Source organism: Streptomyces sp. DSM 116793 (assembly GCF_057320905.1).
Genome location: NZ_CM170494.1, coordinates 5,076,450 through 5,095,574, shown reverse-complemented (window position 1 = coordinate 5,095,574; position 19,125 = coordinate 5,076,450). Strand labels below are relative to the sequence as shown.

The window sequence follows — 19,125 nt, the reverse complement described above, 5'->3', positions numbered from 1 at the left end:
GCGGGCGCCCGGGGAGCGCCGCGGCCACTACGGCAGCAGCCCGTGCTCCCCCAGATACTCCAGCTGGGCCCGGACCGACAGCTCGGCGGCCGGCCACAGGGAGCGGTCCACGTCCGCGTAGACGTGGGCTACCACCTCCGAGGGGGTGCGGTAGCCGTTCTCGACGGCGGTCTCGACCTGGGCCAGGCGGCTGGCACGGTGGGCCAGGTAGTACTCGATGGCGCCCTGGGCGTCGTCCAGGACGGGCCCGTGGCCGGGCAGCACCACGTTCACACCGTCGTCGACGGTCAGCGAGCGCAGCCTGCGCAGGGAGTCCAGGTAGTCCCCGAGCCGCCCGTCGGGATGCGCGACGACGGTGGTGCCCCGCCCGAGGACCGTGTCCCCGGTGAGCACGGCACGGTCGGCGGGCAGGTGGAAGCAGAGTGAGTCGGCCGTGTGCCCGGGGGTGGGCACGACCCACATCTCCATGCCGCCGACCTGGATGACGTCCCCGTTCCCCAGTCCCTCGTCGCCGAGCCGCAGCGCCGGATCGAGAGCGCGCACCTTTGTGCCCGTCAGCTCGGCAAACCTCGCGGCGCCCGCGGAATGGTCGGCATGCCCGTGGGTGAGCAACGTCACGGCGACCCGTTTGCCCGCCTCCTCAGCGGCGCGCACGACCTGGCGCAGATGACCCTCGTCGAGCGGACCGGGGTCGATCACCACGGCCTGCTCGGAGTCGGGCTCGGAGACGATCCAGGTGTTGGTGCCGTCCAGCGTCATCGCGGACGGGTTCGGCGCCAGCACGTTGAGCGCCCGGGCCGTGGCGGGCCCGGAGCGCGCCGCGCCACCGCGCGGCTGGCCCGGCAGGGCGGCGGCCTCGGTCATGCGGACCCCTCCCCGGGGGCGTGCGAGGGGACGCGCTTGGTGAACTCCTCGTGACCCGGCCAGCTCAGCACCACCTCGTCGTCCTCCAGGCGGGCGCGGGCCAGGACGGGCGTCAGGTCCCGCCCGGGCGCCGCCCCGAGGACCTCGGCCACGGTGCCGTAGCCGCTCAGCTCGCGCAGCGCGGCGACGGTCGGTGGGAGCATCAGCAGCTCTCCGGCGTCGTAGCGGGCGGCGGCCTCAGAAGGGGCGATCCAGACGGTGCGATCGGCCTCACTGGACGTGCGGGCCGCCCGCTGGCCGGCGGGCAGGGCGGCCACGAAGAACCAGGTGTCGTACCGGCGGGGTTCGAACTCGGGCGTGATCCAGCGGGCCCAGGCGCCCAGCAGGTCGGAGCGGAGCAGCAGGCCGCGGCGCTCCAGGAACTCGGCGAACGACAGCTCATGGGCGATGAGCGCCGCGCGGTCCGCCTCCCAGCGGGGGCCCGTGGTGTCGGAGACCACCGCGTCCGGCGCGGGGCCGGCGAGCAGCACACCCGCCTCCTCGAACGTCTCACGGACGGCCGCGCACACGATGGCCTGGGCGGCGGCCTCGTCGACGCCGAGCCGTGCCGCCCACCACGCGCGCGACGGGCCCGCCCAGCCGACCAGGACGTCGTCGTCCCTCGGATCGACGCCACCGCCCGGGTAGGCGTAGGCGCCTCCGGCGAAGGGCATCGTGGTGCGGCGGCGGAGCATGTGGACGGTGAGGCCGGCGGGGGCGGCCGCTTCGGGGGCCGCCGTGCCGGGGGTACCAGTTCCGGGGGCCTCGGTATCGGAAGCACCGGTGCCGGGGGCCTCGGTACCGGAAGCACCGATGCCGGGGGCCTCGGTACCGGAAGCACCGGTGCCGGGGGTGTCCGTGCCGCGGTGGGGCGCTCCGGGCGCGTCCACTCCGCGCGCGCCGGCCCCCCGCCCGTCCGCTCCGGGCGTGTCCTTCAGCAGCATGACCGTGGCGGCCCGCCGCGGCGTGCTGACGGTCAGATTGCCGCTCGCCAGGGCCCGGATGCGCCCCGGCCACTCCGGTGGGTACCACTGCCCAGAAGCCATGCTCGGAGGCTAACCCGGGTACGCCCGAATGTTCGACCCCGCCTCCGGACCACCGCTCCCGGCCACCCGCCGTGTGCCGCCGCGCCACCGCGCGGGGCCACCGCCGACCGCCCGCACCGGACCACCGGCTTCGAGTCGGGCCCCGTCCGGCACGGCGGCCGGGCGGGGCCACGTCGGGTCCGGCGGCTGAAGTCCCCGGGGCGGCTGAAGTCCCCGGTCGATACCGCCGCCTCCGGCAGACCGGTGCGGGACCGGCTCGCTCCCGAACCCGTTCGGCCCAGTACCGGACCGGCCCAGTCCCGACAGACCCACTCCCGGACCGGCCCAGTCCCGACAGGCCCACTCCCGGACCGGCTCAGTTCCGGACCGGCTCAGTACCGGACCGGCCCAGTCCCCGACATGCCCATCCCGGACCGGCCCAGTACCGAACCGGCTCAGTACCGAACCCGCCCGCTCTTGGACCCGCTCATCCAGGGAACCGGCTCACACAGGGACCGGCAGGAAGGTCCGCGACCGGCTCACTCGGGGAGAGGCTCGCTCAGAGACCCGCTCACCCCCAGCCCGACTCAGTCCCCGGTCAGCTCGACCTGGATCTCCACCTCCACCGGGGCGTCCAGCGGCAGTACCGCGACGCCCACGGCACTGCGGGCGTGCACGCCCTTGTCGCCCAGGACCTCGCCCAGCAGTTCGCTGGCGCCGTTCACCACACCGGGCTGGCCCGTGAAGTCGGGCGCCGAGGCGACGAAGCCGACGACCTTCACCACACGGGCGATGCGGTCCAGGTCCCCGGCGACGGTCTTGACGGCCGCCAGTGCGTTCAGCGCGCAGGTGGCGGCCAGCTCCTTGGCCTGCTCCGCGGTGACATCGGCGCCGACCTTCCCGGTGGCGGGCAGCTTGCCCCCCACCATGGGGAGCTGGCCGGACGTGTACACGCAGGCGCCGGACCTGACGGCGGGCTGGTACGCGGCGAGCGGGGGCACCACCTCGGGCAGCGCGAGCCCCAGCTCGGCGAGCCGCGCCTCCACCGCGCCGCTCACGCCTGCTTCTCCCGCTTCAGATAGGCCACCAGCTGCTCCGGATTGGGCCCCGGCACCACCTGGACGAGCTCCCAGCCGTCCTCGCCCCAGGTGTCCAGGATCTGCTTGGTGGCGTGGACGAGGAGCGGCACGGTCGCGTATTCCCACTTGGTCATGGGGCGACTTTAGTCGCTGCCTCCGCCGGCCCGTGTCCGCCTGTGGACAACGCCGGCGGGCACAGGAAACCGGCGGTTCGGAGCAACCTCCCGCACCGAGCGCCACCCTGACACCATTCGGCACACTCCCACTTTCGGCCCATTCCCACCACACGGCTCTCCCTCACCGCACGGCTCTTCCCCACCACACGACTCTCCCTCACCGCACAGCTCTCCCTCACCGCATGTCACCCCGGCGTCGTGCGACACCTCTGGCCCTCTATGGCGCCCACGCACCGTACGACGCGTCCGCTCCGGTCACACGCGCTCGCACCGTACGACGCGTCCGTCCCCGCCCCATGCGCTCGCACCGTACGACGCGCCCTCTCCCACCACGCGCCCCCGCACCGTCCGACGCGCCCTCTCGCATCACCAGGCGCTCATGCAGGCTCCGCCCGCTCTTGCACGCTCCCTCCTGCCGGCAGAGGCGACGCCCACCTCGCGTGCGCCGCGGCGCGCGCGCCGGGGTTCGGCCCCCAACCCGCGCCGGAGCCTGCCCCCGGGCCCCAAGCCCGCCTCTACACCCGCGCCGGGCCTTGCTCCCGCGCCCGCGCCGCACATTCGCGCCCACCCCGGCACGCCCGCGCTCGGCCGCTGTTCCGCACACCTCGGCACCGCCCGGGTTATCCACAGATGGGACGGCCACCTGCGTACGCCGCCACGGCACTGGTTAGGCTCGAATACGTGAGCAGGCTCCAGGTCGTCAGCGGCAAGGGCGGTACCGGCAAGACCACGGTCGCCGCGGCGCTCGCGCTCGCCCTCGCGACCGAGGGCCGGCGCACCCTTCTGGTCGAGGTGGAGGGCCGTCAGGGAATCGCACAACTCTTCGAGACGGAGGCGCTGCCGTACGAAGAGCGGAAGATCGCCGTCGCCCCGGGCGGCGGCGAGGTGTTCGCGCTGGCCATCGACCCCGAGCTGGCGCTGCTGGACTACCTCCAGATGTTCTACAAGCTGGGCAGCGCGGGCCGCGCCCTGAAGAAGCTCGGCGCGATCGACTTCGCCACCACGATCGCCCCCGGCCTGCGCGACGTCCTGCTCACCGGCAAGGCCTGCGAGGCGGTCCGCCGCAAGGACAAGCGCGGCCGCTTCGCCTACGACTACGTGGTCATGGACGCTCCGCCCACCGGCCGCCTGACCCGCTTCCTCAATGTCAACGACGAGGTGGCCGGCCTCGCCAGGATCGGCCCGATACACAATCAGGCCCAGGCCGTGATGCGTGTCCTGAAGTCGTCGGAGACGGCGGTGCACCTGGTGACGCTCCTGGAGGAGATGCCCGTCCAGGAGACCGCGGACGGCATCGCGGAGCTGCGCGCCGCCCGCCTCCCCACCGGGCGGATCATCGTGAACATGGTCCGTCCCACCCTGCTCGACGAGCCCTCGCTCGCCCTGGTGCGCGACGGCGTCCCCCGCGCAGCGGTGGCCAGATCGCTGTCGGCGGCGGGCCTGGGCGGGGCGCGCCGGGGCGGTGGCGCCGAGCGTCTGGTCACCCCGCTGCTCGGTCAGGCCGGCGAGTACGCGGCGCGCCATGCGCTGGAGCGCGACCAGCGCGCCGTCCTCGCGGAGCTGGGCCTGCCGCTGCACGAACTGCCCCTGCTCACCGAGGGCATGGACCTGGCCGGCCTCTTCGAGCTCGCCACTCAACTGCGGAGGCAGGAGATTTCATGACGCCGCGCACGCAGGGGACGCCGTCCGGAGCCGCTCTCACGTCCACCCGGGGCCTGGATGTGGATCCGCTGCTTGACGACCCGGAGACCCGCATCGTGGTCTGCTGCGGCTCCGGTGGCGTCGGCAAGACCACCACGGCCGCCGCGCTGGGGCTGCGCGCCGCGGAGCGCGGCCGCAGGGTGGTGGTGCTCACCATCGACCCGGCACGCCGGCTGGCCCAGTCGATGGGCATCGACTCGCTGGACAACACCCCGCGGCGGGTGAAGGGCATCGACGACACCGCGGGCGGCGAGCTGCACGCGATGATGCTCGACATGAAGCGCACCTTCGACGAGATCGTCGAGGCGCACGCGGAGCCCGAGCGGGCCCGCGCGATCCTGGAGAACCCGTTCTACCAGTCCCTGTCGGCCGGTTTCGCCGGTACGCAGGAGTACATGGCGATGGAGAAGCTGGGCCAGCTGCGGGCCCGCGACGAGTGGGACCTGATCGTCGTCGACACCCCGCCGTCCCGCTCCGCGCTGGACTTCCTCGACGCCCCCAAGCGGCTCGGCTCGTTCCTGGACGGCAAGCTGATCCGGGTACTGATGGCGCCCGCCAAGGTCGGCGGCCGGGCGGGGATGAAGTTCCTGAACGTCGGCATGTCGATGATGACCGGCGCCCTCGGGAAGCTGCTCGGCGGCCAGCTGTTGCGGGACGTGCAGACGTTCGTGGCGGCCATGGACACCATGTTCGGCGGTTTCCGCACCCGTGCGGACGCCACGTACCGGCTGCTTCAGGCGCCCGGTACGGCGTTCCTTGTGGTGGCCGCGCCGGAGCGGGACGCGCTGCGTGAGGCCGCGTACTTCGTGGAGCGCCTGGCCGCGGAGCGTATGCCGCTGGCCGGCCTGGTGCTGAACCGTGTGCACGGCAGCGGTGCCGCCCACCTCTCCGCGGAGCGCGCCGTGGCCGCCGCGGAGGCACTGGATGAAACGATTACGGAAATCCAGCGTCCGGAGGGCATAGCCGATCAGCCAGAAGGGAAAGCTGAGGATCGTACCCCCGGCGTCACTTCCGATTCCGGCTCCCCCTCCGGATCCTCCCGCCCCCATGGCGCCCGCGACCAGCAGGCCGTGGACCGGCTGACGTCGGGGGTGCTGAGGCTGCATGCCGAGCGTATGCGGCTGCTGGCGCGCGAGCAGCGCACCCGTGACCGTTTCGCGGCCCTGCATCCCGAGGTATCGGTGGCCGAAGTGGCCGCCCTGCCCGGGGATGTGCACGACCTCGCGGGCCTGCGGGACATCGGCGACCGCCTGACGGCGCGGCATCAGGCGTCGACAGAGGCGCCGGTGGCGGACGGCGAGCCGTAGAACAGCCGTCCCCGGATCCGGGCACCCGGACGCCCGGCCACCACGCCGCCAGCCACCTCCGTACGCACCGGATCAGGCCGTGCGCACCGGACCACGCCGTGAGCACCGCATCACTCCGGTGAACACCGGAGTACGAGCGCTCCAACGCACACGAGCAACCCAGGCGTACGAGCAACCCAGGCGTACGGGCAGGCATACGAGCAACCCAGGCGTAGGAGCAGGCGTACGAGCAACCCAGGCGTAGGAGCAGGCGTACGAGCAATCCAGACGCGTGCGAGCAGCCCGGAGGCCAACGCCGACGAGCGGCCCGGAAGTAACAGGCAGCCCGAAGGCCAGCTGATGCGCGCGCCGGGACCATGTCCCGGCACACCACAGGGGCAAGCCTTCGCATCCCGTAGGAAGACCCTGCGGCGCCGATGGGGAGCAGGCGCCGCACGCTCGCACCTCAGCCGACCGCCGCGTACCTCTCGTACGCGCGCTCGTAGTTCTCGTCCTCCGACTCCAGAGGCAGCAGGCCCGCACCGCGCTCGTACTCCGTGCGCGCGGTCTCCAGGAGCCTGCGCCACGAGGTGACGGTGGGCCGCCTACGCAGCAGCGCCCGGCGCTCCCGCTCCGTCATACCGCCCCAGACGCCGAACTCGACGCGGTTGTCGAGCGCGTCCGCGAGACATTCGGTGCGTACCGGGCACCCGGTGCATACCGCCTTGGCCCTGTTCTGCGCCGCTCCCTGCACAAAAAGTTCGTCCGGATCGGTCGTGCGACAGGCAGCCTGCGCACTCCAGTCGGTTACCCAGCCCATACCGGCGCCGTCCTCTCCCGAATCGAGGCTCCCCCACGGCGGCAGCGGCATATTCACCGCAGCCAGTTGAGGACGTTACGGAAGGTGGGCAGAGCGCAACACCCCCCTCGGGCCCAATCTTGAATGGCCCGAACGGACTATGCGTACGCGGCAGATCACCCAACGGAGTGAGCTGAGGACATTAATGATCATCCTGGCAAACCAGGGCAGTTCAACTCGGCGTCACCAAGCGTGGGCCATCACATAAGGCGCAATGGCCACAATCATGGACAGGGATCCGCGCCGAGCTCGATCGGGATGGACCGGGCTCGACCGGGCTCGATCAGGCGCGCCGGCCTGGGCGGGATCCCGGTCATCCGGGATGGTCGGGGTGGGAGTGCCGGGGCCGCGCCCCGATCGGATCGGGGACGGCGAAGTGTGATGCGCCACATCACTGCTGTGACAGTTGAGAGCAGCTTAGGCCAACGGATACCGGCCTGTCCGGCGAATCCGAACGCCGGTGCCCTACGAGCCCTCCCCCCGCCCCCTTCCCCGTCCAAACCCGAAAACCATCACGATCCGGCTCCGAACCCGCGCTGGGGCCTCGCTCCCTCGGAACGCTCTCGTCCACGGATTAGGCTTGCTCCATGGCAAACAAGCGCTCGGGCGAGGGCGGCGGTCTGTCGCCGGTTCAACAGGCCGCGAAGTTCCTCGGTGTCAGCGTGCTGGCCGGCGCCGTGCTGGCCGGCATCGCGCTGCCCGCGGCCGGCGCGCTGGGCCTGGCGGCGAAGGGCTCGGTCGAGGGATTCGACGACATACCGGCCAATCTGAAGCGTCCGCCGCTCAGCCAGCGGACCACCATCCTGGACGCCGACGGCGGCCAGATCGCGACGGTCTACTCCCGCGACCGCACCGTCGTCCCCCTGAAGGACATCTCCCCGTACATGCAGAAGGCGATCGTCGCCATCGAGGACTCGCGCTTCTACCAGCACGGGGCGATCGACCTCAAGGGCGTGCTGCGCGCGTTGAACCAGAACGCGCAGAGCGGCGGCGTCGCCCAGGGCGCCTCCACCCTCACCCAGCAGTATGTGAAGAACGTCTTCGTGGAGGAGGCGGGCGACGACCCCACCAAGGTCGCGCAGGCCACCCAGCAGACCCTGGGCCGCAAGGTCAAGGAGCTGAAGTACGCGATCCAGGTCGAGGAGAAGCTCGGCAAGAAGCGCATCCTCGAGAACTACCTGAACATCACCTTCTTCGGTGAGCAGGCCTACGGCATCGAGGCCGCCGCCGAGCGCTACTTCTCCAAGCACGCCAAGGACCTCGACGTGGAGCAGTCGGCGCTGCTGGCCGGCATCGTCCAGTCGCCGAGCCGCTACGACCCGGTGAACGACCCGGACGAGGCCATCAAGCGGCGCAACGTCGTCCTGCAGCGGATGGCCGACACCGGCGACATCTCCCAGGCGGACGCGGACGCAGCCAAGAAGAAGCCGCTGGGCCTGAAGGTCAGCAAGCCGGAGAACGGCTGCATCACCGCCGTCAAGGGCGCCGGCTTCTTCTGCGACTACGTACGCGACGTGTTCCTCACCGACCCGGTCTTCGGCAAGACCACGGAGGACCGCGCGAAGCTCTGGAACCGCGGCGGCCTGACGGTCCGCACCACTCTCGACCCGCAGGCCCAGCAGAGCGTCCAGAACTCGATCAAGAAGCACGTCTACGCCTCCGACCAGGTGGCCACCGCCGTCACCCTGGTCCAGCCGGGCACCGGCAAGATCCTCGGCATGGGCCAGTCCCGGCCGTACGGCTTCCAGGGGAACGACACCCAGATCAACCTGTCCGTCAACCACGACATGGGCGGCGGCGCGGGCTACCAGCCAGGTTCGACGTTCAAGCCGATCGTCGCCGCGGCCGCGATCGAGGGCGGCACGCCGCCGACGAAGAGCTACTCGTCGCCGTACGAGATGCCCTACCCCAGTCCCGTGGCGGCCTGCGACGGCAAGCAGTGGGTGAACTCGGAGGGCGCCAAGCTCACGAACGAGAACGAGTCCGAGCGCGGCCCGATGGGCATGAAGGAGGCGACCGCCAAGTCGGTCAACACCTACTACGTGCAGCTCATCAGCGATATCGGCATCTGCCCGGTGATCAAGATGGCGCACAGGATGGGCGTGGCACGGGCCGACGGCAGGGCGATCGACCAGGCGCCGTCGATAGCGCTGGGCACCCAGGAGATGTCGCCGCTGACCATGGCGAGCGCCTACGCCACGTTCGCCGCACGGGGCACGTACTGCACCCCGGTCGCGATCGCGTCGATCACGGGCCCGGACAAGAAGCCGATGCCGGTGCCGAAGTCGACGTGCACGCGCGCCATGTCCGAGAAGACCGCGGACACCATCAACACGCTCCTCAAGGGCGTGGTCGAGGACGGCACGGGTACGCAGGCGGGCCTGGACGACCGTCCGAGCGCGGGCAAGACGGGTACGACGGACGAGCGGTACGCCGCCTGGTTCGTGGGCTACACCCCGAACATGGCCGGCGCGGTCTGGGTCGGCGACCCCGCCCACAAGCGGAAGATGATCAACATCACGATCGGCGGCGTCCCCCACGACAAGGTCTTCGGCGCCGACACACCGGGACCGATCTGGAAGGACGCGGTCAGCGGCGCCCTTGAGGGCAAGCCCGCCCCGAACTTCAACCTGGTCGACATCCCCGACGGCGACGGCCACGCCAAGCACAGGGGCGACGACAAGCCGGGCCACGGCCACGACAACCAGCCGCCCCTCCCCCCGGACTTCATCGGCGGCATGGCCAACGGCGGCGGCGGCAACGGCGGCGCCGACGGCGGTGCGGTGGGCGGCGGTACGACCGACGGGGGCATGGTGGACGGCGGCATGACCGACGGCGGCATGACGGACGGCGGCGCGACCGCCGGCACCCCCGGCGGCGGGAACGGGCAGGCGAACGGGGGCATCGGGGGGTGGCCGCGAGGCTGAGGTGAGGGTGCCCAGGGGCTTCGGGCCATGGGCTTGAGCCCTGGGCTCAGGTGCAGGGGCTTCGGGCCATAGGCTTGGCCCCTGGGCTTCGGGCCAGGGGCTTGGCTCCTGGGCTTCGGTCCGCGGACGTGAGCGTTCCGCCCGGCGGCCGCCCCGGTGGGGGGTGGCTGCCGGGCGGTTGTGCTTCTTTGGGCGGCTGAGGCGGCGGTGGCGAGCCGCTGTGGCGGGGGGTTGGCCGGGGTAGCGGTCGGCCGTGGGGCGGCGGTCGGCCATGGGGCCGCGGTCGGCCGTGGACCGGGGCACTGTCCGAAGCCGGCTGCTACGGCCGATCAACCCTCGCGGGAATCAGTCCTCGCGTGAGTCAGCCCTCCCGCGGACACGAACCCAACAGCCCCCGCGTACCAACCGCCCGCGAGTCAACCGTTCCCGTGGACCAACCGCCCCCGCGAGTCAACCGTCCCGGCGATCAACCGACCCCCCGAAAAAACCGACCCGGCGGATCAATCGCCCCCCGGACCAACCGACCCGACGGACCAATCGCCCCCCGAAACAACCGACCCGGCGGATCCACCGCCCCCCGAAACAACGCTCCGCGAAACAACGCTCCGCGAATCAGCGCTCCGCGAGGAGCCGCTTGACGACGGCCGCAACCCGGCCGCCCTCCGCGCGCCCCGCCACCTTCGGGTTCACGATCTTCATGACCTGACCCATGGCGCGCGGGCCCTCCGCCCCCGCGCCCGTCGCCTCGGCGACCGCCTCCGCGACCAGCTGCTCCAGCTCCTCGTCCGACAGCTGCTTGGGCAGGTAGGCGGCGAGCACCTCGCCCTCGGCCCGCTCCCGGTCGGCCTGTGCGGCGCGCCCGCCCTTGGCGAAGGCATCGGCGGCCTCCCGCCGCTTCTTCGCCTCACGCGTGATCACCTTCTGCACTTCGTCGTCGGAGAGCTCGCGCGCGGTAGTCCCGGCGACCTCTTCCTTGGTGATCGCCGAGAGGGTCAGCCGGAGCGTCGAGGAGCGCAGCTCATCGCGCTCCTTGATCGCGGCGGTGAGGTCTTCCTGCAGCTTCGCCTTGAGCGTGGTCATGGCTTGATTGTCGCAGGTAAGGGAGGCGGGCCGCCGAACGTTTCCGGCCCGCCCCATACTCGCCGGTAACAGCAGGGGAGGCGCAGGAGGGGACCCTCCGACGCCCGACACGACGACCGCTGCCGTCTGACACGATGGGCGTATGCGCGCGCTCTATGGAGTACCTCTGGGAATCACGGCGGTCGGCGCCGCCGGCCTGCTCTACTCGGTGGGTTTCGAAGCCCGCTCGTTCCGGTTGCGGAGAATCACCGTCCCGGTCCTGCCGCCCGGTATGAGCCCTCTGCGGGTGCTCCAGGTCTCCGACATCCACATGGTGTGCGGACAGCGCAAGAAGCGGCGCTGGCTCCAGTCCCTGGCGGGCCTCCGCCCGGACTTCGTGATCAACACGGGAGACAACCTCTCGGACCCGGAGGGCGTCCCCGAGGCCCTGGACGCGCTCGGTCCCCTCATGGAGTACCCGGGGGCGTATGTCTTCGGCTCGAACGACTACTACGGTCCGAAGCTGCGCAACCCCGCTCGGTACCTGATCGAGAAGGCCCAGGGCAGGCACGGCCTGAACGGCAACGCACCGGCGGTCGGTGCCGTCCACAACCCGTGGGAGGGCCTCAGGGACGCCTTCGACGCGGCGGGCTGGCTGAACCTGACCAACACCAGGGGCGCACTCAAGATCGAGGGCATGGAGATCGGCCTCACCGGCCTGGACGACCCCCACATCAAACGCGACCGGTACGCGCACGTGGCGGGCGGCCCGGACCATGGCGCGGACTTCTCGATGGGTATAGTCCACGCCCCCTACCTGCGGGTACTGGACGCCTTCGCGGCCGACGGCTACCCCTTGATCCTCGCCGGCCACACCCACGGCGGCCAGCTCCGCGTCCCCTTCTACGGCGCCATGGTCACCAACTGCGACCTGGACACCGACCGCGCCCGCGGCCTCTCCACCCACGAGTCCGCCGGCCACCGCGCCTACCTCCACGTCTCCGCGGGCTGCGGCACCAACCGCTACACCCCGGCCCGCTTCGCCTGCCCCCCGGAGGCCACCCTGCTCACCCTGGTGGAGCGCCCCCGCTGACCCCGCTGCCCCGCTGACCCCGCTGCCCCGGGGGCCCAGCGGCCCCCGCCCGCCCCACCCACCGAAACCGGATTTCGTCTCGGGCTCCCCGTGGGCTAAAGTAAACGACGTCGCCGCGACAGCGCCGACACTCGGGGTGTAGCGCAGCTTGGCAGCGCGCTTCGTTCGGGACGAAGAGGTCGTGGGTTCAAATCCCGCCACCCCGACAGAGAAATACCAGGTCAGGCCCTAAGCTGAGAGATCAGCACAGGGCCTGATTTGCTTTGCGGGCCCATTTTGGGAGCCATTTGGGAGCTGACCTCGGGATCCGGCTCCCCGGTGGCTCCCAGCGAGTGGCGTTCCGCCTTCGAGCACGCCGTGCGCCGCGTGCGCCCTGGAAGGGTCACCCCACGGCTTGTGCCGAGGAGACCGCAGACGGTACGACGATCGCCATGCACCCATGGTCTCCGTTGAACGACCGGCAGCTCGCACTCCTCAGCCGCATCGGCGACGGAACCGACCCCGTCACTTCGGACAGCCCCGAGCTCGCTCGCACTGCCCGCGCACTCAAGGAGCGGCGCCTGATCACCATGCCCAAGCAGAGCGGGAAGTGGCGGGCGGAGATCACCGACGCGGGGCGCTTCCACCTGGAGCATGGGCATCATCCCGACCGCCCCGAGCCGGCCCCGCGCAAACCTCGTTCGGCGGCGTCTGGAGCCAGGACGCAGGTTGCCCCACGCCCTCAGCAGGACGCCGCTCCCCCGCCCGAGACGAAGCCGGCCCCACAGCGTGCTGTGAAGCCCGCACGCCCGTCACCAGCGGAAGTCGGGCCGGCGCTGATCGCGCAGGTGCAGGAAGCCGGACGATTCCTTCGGATCCCGGAGCCCAGCGACGCGGAACGGGCTCGGTATCGCAGGGCCTTCGACGCGGCGCGGCAGTGCGCTCCGGAGGGATACCACCTGAAGTACAGCGGGCGGGCGAAGGGCGATTTCTTCCTCGGCCTGCTCCGGGTGACCGGTGAGGACGACACCGAGTGGAACCGTATCCGCCTGGCGCGCAGCCGTGTGATCACCGATGTCGAGGACGTGATCGCCGCAGTCACCGCGGACCACAGCGCCTTTGAGATCTCCGAGGAGGTCCTGCCACGGGTGCTCACGATCCTCCGGCTCCTCGCCGAGCAGGCCCTCACTCGGCACGGCGAGATCGCGGTGTCCAAGAAGCGGAAGCAGCCGAGGCCGCTGCTCACCGTCCACGGCAGGACATATGAGATCAGCTTCCGCGAGCGGCAGAAGCAGGTCCGGTACGTCCCCAAGCAGCCCGGCCGCCGTACATACGACTGGCAGCGGGTCACCCCAGCCCACAAGTTCGAGCCGTCCGGCGAACTGGAGTTGCTGGTCAGCCAGCAATCTGGCTACGGCTACGGCTGGAAGAAGGAATGGGCCGACACGGCCAAGAAGCCGCTGGAGGAGCAGATCGGTTCAGTCTTCCGGGCGTTGAAGGCGCACGCGGAGGAGCAGGAGCGGGCGCGGCTGGAACATGAGGCAGAGCAGGAGCGTCTGCGAGAGGAACGGGAACGGCAGGAGGCCGAGCGCCGGCGCCTGGAAGCGGAGCGGAAGGAGCGCGAACGCCGGGAGTGGGAGGCCGCCGTCAGTGCGGCTTCGATCAAGGCCGTTCACGCGGTGCGGGCCGAGCACTTCGGGACGGCCCTTGAGCAATGGCGGGCCGCTGGTGAGATCCGGGCGTTCTGTGCCGCACTGGATGAAGCCGCCGTCACATCGGGGGACGCCCTCGAAGCGGAGAGGCTGCGAGAGTGGTCGGCTTGGGGGAAGGCGGAGGCTGCTCGGCTCGACCCCACCAAGAACGGCCAGGGTCTGGCCTCCCTCGACTTCCACGCAGAGCCGACGGGAGACCGGCTGCGGCCGTTTCTCGACGGCTGGCGTCCGGACCGGCCGGAGAAGGAGAAGCCCCCGGCACAGCCGTCGCCGTCCAAGGCGGAGCCGGACCCGTGGCGCGGCCTCATCGACGCACGTCAGGATCAAGGCTGGCGATATGGACGCCGAGGTCGCGCTCAATGGTGGAGGCGATGACGCCGTGGCCGCGGTCGCGTAGGGCCTTGACCGCCTTCTCGACGAGCTCCCCGAGCCGGATGACCTCGGCGCGTAGGGCGACCAACTCGTCGTAGCGGTCGGCCTTGTCCTGGCCGCACCACGCCCGGACGGTTCGCAGGATGGCCGCCTCCGCGTCCAACTTGCGCTCGTCCCGGCGTCCGTAGGGGTACCAGGAGGACTGGGCGCGCTCCTGCTCGATGTCCTGCTGCTTGCGATCCACCTCACGGAGGATCTCTTCAGCGTGACGGCCGGCCATCTGCCGGGCGACGCGTTCGGTGACCGGCCACCCGGCCAGGCACGAACCGTCGCTCTTCTCGTGGACCATCGAGTCGGCACGTAGTTCAGCGGTGTCCATGCCGATGACCGGTGCCGCGTCGTCGAGGCGGCCCAGCTCCAGGACTCCCGCGTCCGCGACGCCCCTGCGCAGACGGAGCCTGTTCTTCGGCCGGACGAACCCGAGGATCATGCGCGCGGCCTCGAACTCTGCGCTCCCCCGCACCTGGCGTGACGCCTCGGCCAGCGCCAACTCTCCCGCGTCGTCGGCACGGAACACGTCGACGTCCGCCCACAGTGTGACGAGAGAATTCGGATTGACCCACTCCTGCAGGCCCTCGTCGTCACCGTCGAGGAACCGCACATGAATCCAACCGGACCTGCCGGAGCCACCCCTCGAACGATCTCCACCCGGCGAACCGCGCCGCCCAACTCCTTCGGCCTCGCGCGGTATGCCCAGTGCTCGCCAATCTCCATGTGCCTATTGAGCCAGGTCTGTTGGTCTCGTTACCCGGCGTTTGCCATAACTACCGGCGCGAGCTCCTCACCAGGTTGACGCCGCCCGTCGAAGGGGCGCGGGAGACAGCTGTGCCCCTGGCAGCGGACGGGTCCTGTCCCCCGAGAAGTGGACAAGACCCCCTGATGATGTGCGGCGACGCATCACTACGATCACGGTCATGGATTGGCTCGAGCGTGCCGCGAAGCTGAGGCAGTGGAGCCGGGACGGGGTGCGGGCGCCGCACAAGCCGTTGCTGCTGCTGTACGCGCTGGGTCGTTTCCAGGCGGACGCGGCGGACGAGTTGCCGTACAGCGCGGTGGAGGCGGATCTGAAGCAACTGCTCGTGGAGTACGGTCCGTCGCGTGCGACCACGCCCGCCTATCCGTTCCACCATCTGGTCAGCGACGGGGTGTGGGAAGTGCGGACCGAGCATGGCGTCGGCAGCCCGGGTACCGGGGTGCGGGAACTACGGGCCAGGCGGGCCACTGGGCGGCTGGCCCCGGATCTCCAGGTGGCGCTCCGGCGGGAACCGTCGCTGCTGGGCCGCATGGCAAGGGTGCTGCTGGATCTGCACTTCCCGGCGTCGCTGCACCAGGACCTGTGCGACGCTGTGGGCCTGGAACTGGAACTGGCGGAGACCGACGCTCTGACGGCGCCGGAGAGGCGTCAACGGAACCGGCGGATGCGGGAGATGGTGCTGACCGCGTACGAGTACCAGTGCGCCTTCTGCGGCTACGACGGCATGATCGGCACCGTGCCCGTCGGGCTGGAGGCCGCGCACGTGCGCTGGTGGGCGTTCGACGGCCCGGACCATATAGACAACGGACTGTGCCTGTGCTCGCTGCACCACAAGCTCTTCGACAAGGGCGTCCTCGGCATCGGCGACGGCCACCGCATCATGGTCTCGCAGCAATTCGTCGGCCGCAGCCAGGCTGCCCGCGAGCATGTCACAGGACTCGCGGGCCGTCCGCTCATAGGCCCACAACCCGGCACCCCGCCCATCGCGACGGCCCACCGCTCCTGGCACACCAGCCAGGTCTTCCACGGCAGCCCACGCCCCACCGCCGCCTGATCCGGTGTTCAATGCGCGATTCCCGCCTCTGAACAACTGCTGCTGTCACAGCTGGTGGCCGCCATCAGGGTCGCTGCGGCGGACGGGGGCATCGAGCTGGAGGAGACGGGTAGGGCGGCCGGGAAACGGACCTTGTAGCGGCTCTGCGCCGCTGGTCGAATGGGGCGTTCTCATCGAGACCGAGGGCCATGTGGCCGCGCTCGCGCAGGATGCGGGCGGAGAGGCCCTGATCACAGTGGAACGGGAGCTGGCCCGCGTCCTCGTCGCCGGCCCGCTCGCGCAGGCCCGTGACGGCGCCGACCTGGTCCGGCGGGCAGCCGGACCCGGGATAGCGATGCCCGGCCAGTCGAAATCGCCGTGGTACGCGAAACGGTAGCTGGCGGCGGACGGGTCAGGATCTCTTCTTCGGTAACCCCCGATGGCCCTCCTCGCGGGTACGCAGGTCCTGTTGCGCCGTACGCAGGCCGGTGAGGCGGAGCCGGTGAGGCGGAGCCGGTGAGGCGGAGCCGGTGGTTCTCCTCCGCGGCCAGGCAGCCCTCCCGGCGCGTTCGTCCCGCTCGGCATAGGTCGTCCACCAGAAGGTCGAGGGTGACCTCCTCATGGAGCGCGACGCCGAGGGTCCGCAAGCAGTGGTGAGGCAAGGCTTGACAGTTCGTCCTCTTGCCAGTGCTGCTGCGTACATGTCAGCGTGACCACGACCGTTGATCACACCCATTGGTCATCCGAGTGCGGAGCGGCGGCACATATGCACCGATTTCGGCCATTCGGCGCCCTGATCCTGTCCGCGGGCAGTTGGGGCGTGGCGACAGCCGTCGCCAAGTACGCCGTGGCAGGGCTGGGCGCGTTCACCACCCTGCTCGTCGAGGCCGGTGCCGCCTCCGTGGTGCTGTGGGCGGTGATGCTGCGGGTCCGCCCCGCACGCTCCGCCCCCCTGCGTCACTTCGTGTTCCTCGCCCTGTTGGAGCCCGTCGTGGCCTACGGTGCGCTCGACCTGGGGTTAGAGCGGACCGGGGCCGCCGATGCCGCGCTGCTGGACGGTATGCAATCGGCCATGGTCCTGGTGATGGGCGCCCTGTTCGTGAAGGAGGCCATCACCCGGCGCGGTGCGTTCGGCGTCGTGCTCGCGACGGTCGGGGCCGCCCTGCTCACCGGGGCGGACGTCACGCTGGACGTGGGCATCGGCAACGTTCTCGTGCTGGTCGGATCCCTGGGGGCCTCCGCGTCCGTGGTCGTCGTGAGCCGGCTCGCCGCCACGTCGAGTGCCCTGGAGCTGACCGCGTACCAGTTCGGCATCGGGTTCCTGGTGAGCATCCCGCTGGCCGTACTGCGCTGGGCAACAGGCTCCGAGCCGGTGCCCACGCCCGAGGACCTGCCGCACGTCGCGGCCGCCGCAGGCATCGGTCTGGTCGCCTTCGCGCTCGCCTACCTCGCCTACAACCACGCCGTCGCACACGTACCCGTCGGCGTGGCGGGCATGGCGCTGAACCTGATCCCGCTGTTCGGCGTCGGCACGGCGGTGCTCTGGCTCGACGAGCACCTGTCCCGCCTCGAGATCACCGGCGGGGCACTGATTCTCCTGGGGCTGTGCCTGTTCCCCTACGACACCTCCGATCCGCACCACCCCACGGCCGAACCACCGACGCCCGGTGGCGTCCCCCTCCGGATCACCACCGAGCCGCACGTCTAGAAACCCGACACCACCAGAAGCCCCACATCCTCACCCCACCAGAAGACCGACACCCCTCACCCCACTGGAAACCCGCCCCCAGAAGCCCCCCAACCGATCAAACCCCTCACCCATCAGAAGCTCCCCAACCACCAGAAGCCCGCCAACCCACCAGAAACCCCCACACCCACCACCCTCCCCACCCCGCCCCCTCATCCCCACGGAGTCCAACCTGTGAGTCTGCATCACCCGGATCCCCGCTACGCCCGGCACGACGCCTACTTCCGCCGCCACACCCCGCCCACCCCATGTCTGCTCCTCGACCTCGACGCCGTGGCCGACGCGTACCGCCGGCTGGCCGACGCGCTTCCGGAGGCCGAGATCTTCTACGCGGTGAAAGCCCTGGGTGATCCCGGACTACTCCGGCGTCTGGTCGAGTTGGGGTGCGGATTCGATGTCGCCAGCCCGGGCGAGATCGATCTGTGCCTGGCCGCGGGTGCCGACCCGGCCCGGCTCAGCTACGGCAACACCGTCAAGAAGGCCGCCGACATCCGGTACGCCCATGAACGCGGCATCCCGCTGTTCGCCTTCGACTCGGCCGAGGAGATCGACAAGATCGCCACGGCCGCGCCCGGGGCCGATGTGATGTGCCGGGTCACCGTGCACACCACCGGCGCGCAGTGGCCCATCAGCCGCAAGTTCGGCTGCTCGCCGAGGCGGGCCGTCGACCTGTACGAGCTGGCGCATGAACGAGGTCTGAACCCGCATGGAGTCACTTTCCACGTCGGCTCCCAGCAGCGCAATCCGCACAGCTGGGAGGAGGGCGTCTCGGCCGCGGCCGAGGTCATCGCCGCGCTGCGGGACCGGGGGATCGAGCTGCCACTGCTGAACCTGGGCGGGGGGCTGCCGGCAGCGTACGACGACGGCATCGCCGGTCTCGACTCCTACGCCAAGACCATCCGGGAGTCCCTGGGCCGCCACTTCCCCGAGTCACCCCGGCTGATCATCGAGCCGGGCCGATATCTGCCTGCCGACGCCGGACTGGTCCGCTCCGAGGTCATCCTGGTGACCACCCGTACCGAACCCACCGAGAGGCGCTGGGTGTACGTCGACGCCGGCCGCTTCGGCGGCCTCGCCGAGACCGAGGGCGAGGCCATCCGCTTCCCCCTCGCCGTCTCCCGGTCGGGCGCCCCGGTGGACGCCCCCTCGGGCCCCGCCGTGCTCGCCGGCCCCACCTGCGACAGCGCCGACGTCCTGTACGAGCAGAAGCCCCGCTCTCTGCCCCTCGACCTGCGGCCCGGCGACCACATCGACTTCGTGGCCGCGGGCGCCTACACGGTGCCCTACGCCTCCGTCGGCTTCAACGGCTTCCCGCCGCTTCGTACCTACTGCTTCTCCGGTGACCTCGAGGACTGACCCA

At 70.9% G+C, this 19,125-nt stretch carries 16 protein-coding genes, 1 tRNA gene and 1 pseudogene; 10 read left to right on the top strand and 8 right to left on the bottom strand.

Translation table 11 applies throughout. The features are described from left to right. Nucleotides 1–27 precede the first annotated feature (27 nt). The 4 genes from ACSMXW_RS19810 to sp36 all read right to left on the bottom strand — a co-directional run bounded on the left by ACSMXW_RS19810 (nt 28) and on the right by sp36 (nt 3,141). The gene (locus tag ACSMXW_RS19810) at nt 28–864 is read right to left on the bottom strand and encodes an MBL fold metallo-hydrolase (protein WP_485798047.1); all 837 of its coding nucleotides are present in this window, start codon (nt 862–864) and stop codon (nt 28–30) included. Next, the gene (locus ACSMXW_RS19805) at nt 861–1,949 is read right to left on the bottom strand and encodes an NUDIX hydrolase (RefSeq protein ID WP_485798046.1); all 1,089 of its coding nucleotides are present in this window, start codon (nt 1,947–1,949) and stop codon (nt 861–863) included. The genes ACSMXW_RS19810 and ACSMXW_RS19805 overlap by 4 nt, the downstream gene beginning before the upstream one ends. Nucleotides 1,950–2,515: 566 nt before the next feature. After that, entirely contained in the window at nt 2,516–2,986 is a 471-nt protein-coding gene (locus ACSMXW_RS19800; protein WP_485798045.1) for a RidA family protein, read from the bottom strand. Next, nucleotides 2,983–3,141: a Sp36 family protein gene (gene sp36 / locus ACSMXW_RS19795; protein WP_009189813.1), complete on the bottom strand. Its 159-nt coding sequence runs from the start codon at nt 3,139–3,141 to the stop codon at nt 2,983–2,985. Before sp36 ends, ACSMXW_RS19800 begins: the two co-directional genes overlap by 4 nt. Before the next feature lie 723 nt (nt 3,142–3,864). On the opposite strand from sp36, the gene bagA reads away from it, so the two are divergent. Together bagA and bagB are read left to right on the top strand one after the other, a co-directional pair. Next, nucleotides 3,865–4,845: an ATPase BagA gene (bagA, locus tag ACSMXW_RS19790; RefSeq protein WP_485798044.1), complete on the top strand. Its 981-nt coding sequence runs from the start codon at nt 3,865–3,867 to the stop codon at nt 4,843–4,845. Further along, a complete protein-coding gene (gene bagB, locus ACSMXW_RS19785) occupies nt 4,842–6,191 on the top strand; it encodes an ATPase BagB (RefSeq protein ID WP_485798043.1) in 1,350 nt (449 codons plus the stop codon). The genes bagA and bagB overlap by 4 nt, the downstream gene beginning before the upstream one ends. 445 nt (nt 6,192–6,636) lie before the next feature. On the opposite strand, the gene ACSMXW_RS19780 is transcribed toward bagB, so the two are convergent. Beyond that, on the bottom strand, nt 6,637–6,990 hold the full coding sequence (locus tag ACSMXW_RS19780; RefSeq protein WP_485798042.1) for a WhiB family transcriptional regulator: 354 nt from the start codon (nt 6,988–6,990) through the stop codon (nt 6,637–6,639). Nucleotides 6,991–7,616: 626 nt separating this feature from the next. On the opposite strand from ACSMXW_RS19780, the gene ACSMXW_RS19775 reads away from it, so the two are divergent. Further along, nucleotides 7,617–9,956 carry a transglycosylase domain-containing protein gene (locus ACSMXW_RS19775; RefSeq protein WP_485798041.1) on the top strand — a complete coding sequence of 780 codons (2,340 nt, stop codon included), beginning with the start codon at nt 7,617–7,619 and terminating at the stop codon, nt 9,954–9,956. A 612-nt stretch (nt 9,957–10,568) separates the two neighbouring features. Here ACSMXW_RS19775 and ACSMXW_RS19770 read toward each other — a convergent pair. After that, entirely contained in the window at nt 10,569–11,036 is a 468-nt protein-coding gene (locus ACSMXW_RS19770; RefSeq protein ID WP_485798040.1) for a GatB/YqeY domain-containing protein, read from the bottom strand. Nucleotides 11,037–11,178: 142 nt separating this feature from the next. On the opposite strand from ACSMXW_RS19770, the gene ACSMXW_RS19765 reads away from it, so the two are divergent. From ACSMXW_RS19765 to ACSMXW_RS19755, 3 genes are all read left to right on the top strand, one after another. After that, nucleotides 11,179–12,108 (top strand): metallophosphoesterase, encoded by a 930-nt coding sequence (locus ACSMXW_RS19765; protein ID WP_485798039.1) that lies wholly within the window; start codon nt 11,179–11,181, stop codon nt 12,106–12,108. Nucleotides 12,109–12,240: 132 nt separating this feature from the next. Then, nucleotides 12,241–12,314, top strand: a tRNA-Pro gene (locus ACSMXW_RS19760). A 225-nt stretch (nt 12,315–12,539) separates the two neighbouring features. Further along, a complete protein-coding gene (locus tag ACSMXW_RS19755) occupies nt 12,540–14,174 on the top strand; it encodes a PE-PGRS family protein (protein WP_485798038.1) in 1,635 nt (544 codons plus the stop codon). Here the strand turns inward: ACSMXW_RS19755 and ACSMXW_RS19750 are convergent. After that, nucleotides 14,104–14,832 (bottom strand): PE-PGRS family protein, encoded by a 729-nt coding sequence (locus ACSMXW_RS19750; protein WP_485798037.1) that lies wholly within the window; start codon nt 14,830–14,832, stop codon nt 14,104–14,106. The genes ACSMXW_RS19755 and ACSMXW_RS19750 overlap by 71 nt on opposite strands. 313 nt (nt 14,833–15,145) lie before the next feature. On the opposite strand from ACSMXW_RS19750, the gene ACSMXW_RS19745 reads away from it, so the two are divergent. Continuing rightward, on the top strand, nt 15,146–16,039 hold the full coding sequence (locus tag ACSMXW_RS19745) for a phosphorothioated DNA-binding restriction endonuclease (protein ID WP_485798036.1): 894 nt from the start codon (nt 15,146–15,148) through the stop codon (nt 16,037–16,039). A gap of 4 nt (nt 16,040–16,043) precedes the next feature. Beyond that, nucleotides 16,044–16,415, top strand: a complete 372-nt coding sequence (locus ACSMXW_RS19740; protein ID WP_485798035.1) for a DUF2398 family protein — start codon at nt 16,044–16,046, stop codon at nt 16,413–16,415. Here ACSMXW_RS19740 and ACSMXW_RS19735 read toward each other — a convergent pair. Then, nucleotides 16,364–16,603: pseudogene (locus tag ACSMXW_RS19735) on the bottom strand (hypothetical protein); the annotation flags it as partial. The gene ACSMXW_RS19740 and the pseudogene ACSMXW_RS19735 overlap by 52 nt on opposite strands. A 181-nt stretch (nt 16,604–16,784) precedes the next feature. Here ACSMXW_RS19735 and ACSMXW_RS19730 point away from each other — a divergent pair. Both ACSMXW_RS19730 and ACSMXW_RS19725 read left to right on the top strand, forming a co-directional pair. After that, complete coding sequence (locus tag ACSMXW_RS19730) at nt 16,785–17,726, top strand: DMT family transporter (protein ID WP_485798034.1); 942 nt, start codon at nt 16,785–16,787, stop codon at nt 17,724–17,726. A gap of 213 nt (nt 17,727–17,939) precedes the next feature. Continuing rightward, a complete protein-coding gene (locus ACSMXW_RS19725) occupies nt 17,940–19,121 on the top strand; it encodes a type III PLP-dependent enzyme (protein ID WP_485798033.1) in 1,182 nt (393 codons plus the stop codon). The last annotated feature ends 4 nt before the right edge of the window (nt 19,122–19,125 follow it).

Excerpts from the sequence above, each read along its gene's own strand:
- ACSMXW_RS19810 (WP_485798047.1), bottom strand. The coding sequence starts at position 864 with ATGACCGAGGCCGCCGCCCTGCCGGGCCAGCCGCGCGGTGGCGCGGCG.
- ACSMXW_RS19805 (WP_485798046.1), bottom strand. The coding sequence starts at position 1,949 with ATGGCTTCTGGGCAGTGGTACCCACCGGAGTGGCCGGGGCGCATCCGG.
- sp36 (WP_009189813.1), bottom strand. The coding sequence starts at position 3,141 with ATGACCAAGTGGGAATACGCGACCGTGCCGCTCCTCGTCCACGCCACC.
- bagB (WP_485798043.1), top strand. The coding sequence starts at position 4,842 with ATGACGCCGCGCACGCAGGGGACGCCGTCCGGAGCCGCTCTCACGTCC.
- ACSMXW_RS19780 (WP_485798042.1), bottom strand. The coding sequence starts at position 6,990 with ATGGGCTGGGTAACCGACTGGAGTGCGCAGGCTGCCTGTCGCACGACC.
- ACSMXW_RS19775 (WP_485798041.1), top strand. The coding sequence starts at position 7,617 with ATGGCAAACAAGCGCTCGGGCGAGGGCGGCGGTCTGTCGCCGGTTCAA.
- ACSMXW_RS19770 (WP_485798040.1), bottom strand. The coding sequence starts at position 11,036 with ATGACCACGCTCAAGGCGAAGCTGCAGGAAGACCTCACCGCCGCGATC.
- ACSMXW_RS19765 (WP_485798039.1), top strand. The coding sequence starts at position 11,179 with ATGCGCGCGCTCTATGGAGTACCTCTGGGAATCACGGCGGTCGGCGCC.
- ACSMXW_RS19755 (WP_485798038.1), top strand. The coding sequence starts at position 12,540 with ATGCACCCATGGTCTCCGTTGAACGACCGGCAGCTCGCACTCCTCAGC.
- ACSMXW_RS19745 (WP_485798036.1), top strand. The coding sequence starts at position 15,146 with ATGGATTGGCTCGAGCGTGCCGCGAAGCTGAGGCAGTGGAGCCGGGAC.
- ACSMXW_RS19730 (WP_485798034.1), top strand. The coding sequence starts at position 16,785 with ATGCACCGATTTCGGCCATTCGGCGCCCTGATCCTGTCCGCGGGCAGT.